The sequence below is a fragment of the Kitasatospora sp. NPDC002551 genome, assembly GCF_040296005.1.
Lineage (GTDB): Bacteria > Actinomycetota > Actinomycetes > Streptomycetales > Streptomycetaceae > Kitasatospora.
This window is the reverse complement of the sequence record NZ_JBEOWI010000166.1, coordinates 1-1,104: the sequence shown is the minus strand read 5'-3', so window position 1 is coordinate 1,104 and position 1,104 is coordinate 1. Positions and strand designations below refer to the sequence as shown.

Annotated in this window: 1 pseudogene; it reads right to left on the bottom strand. The window is 69.6% G+C overall.

Annotated features, from left to right (window positions below):
• Positions 1 to 20: 20 nt before the first annotated feature.
• A pseudogene (locus ABT093_RS40900) lies at positions 21 to 1,030 on the bottom strand (IS5 family transposase).
• Between the last annotated feature and the right edge of the window lie 74 nt (positions 1,031 to 1,104).

Sequence of the window (1,104 nt, the reverse complement as noted above, 5' to 3'; positions counted from 1 at the left end):
GGAGCTGTTCAAGGTTCGGATCATGTGGCTGGGGTCAGAGACTTCAGCCACATGATCGATCCGCGGAGGTGCAGGCCTGCCGCGTAGCTCTCCGGGCTCTTGTCGTACCGGGTCGCCAGGCCACGCCAGGTCTTGATCCTCTGGAAGCACCGCTCGACGGTGTTGCGTCGCTTGTAGCGGTCGGGATCGAACGTGATGGGTCGGCCGCCGGCGGAACCCTTCCGCTTTCGGTTCGCCGCCTGGTCCGCCTTCTCCGGAATCACTGCGGTGATCCCGCGTCCGCGCAGGTAGGCACGGTTGGCCTTCGAAGAGTAGGCCTTGTCGGCGGCCACCGCGTCCGGCCGGGTGCGCGGCCGGCCGACCGGGCCGCGCACCCGGATCTTCTCCAGTACCGGCTGGAACTGGCGGCAGTCGGCAGCCTGGCCCGGGGTCAGGACGAATGCCAACGGCAGGCCGACGGAGTCGACAGCGGCATGGATCTTGCTGCTCAGGCCGCCCCGGGACCGGCCGAGTCCGGCTTTCGCGGCCCGGGCCCTGCGCCGACGGCGTGCCTGGGCACGAACCTGCGCGGCGTCGGCGGCGGTGTCCGGCGCCGGCTCCGCATCACCCGCAGCACAGCCTGCTGCTGCGGCAGCGGAACCCCCTTTTCCTCGGTGAGGGCCTGTTCGAGCGCATCGAGGGTCTCCCCGGCGACCGCCAGTCCGGACGACTCGTGGTGGGCCCGCACGATCGTGGAGTCCACGCTGACCAGTGTCAGCCCGACCTTCCCGCGCGAGGCGGCCTCCGCGATCAACGCCTCCATCAGGCCCTGGAAGAACCCCGAAGTCACCCAGCCGCGAAACCGGGAGTAGACCGTCGTCCAGGACCCGTAGCGTTCGGGGACGTCCCGCCAGCCGCTGCCGGTGCGAAACCGCCACAACACCCCGTTGAACTGGTCCCGCACCCGCCGCGGCAAGGGCCCGGTAGCCGCCACCGGCACATGCGGTTCGATCAAGGCCCACTCGGCATCCGTCACGTCAAAACGCGCCACGCCCCCGAGTTCTACCAGACACACCAGCCCGCCATCAGGGCCAGGCCAAGATCCGAACCTTGAACAGCTCCTAG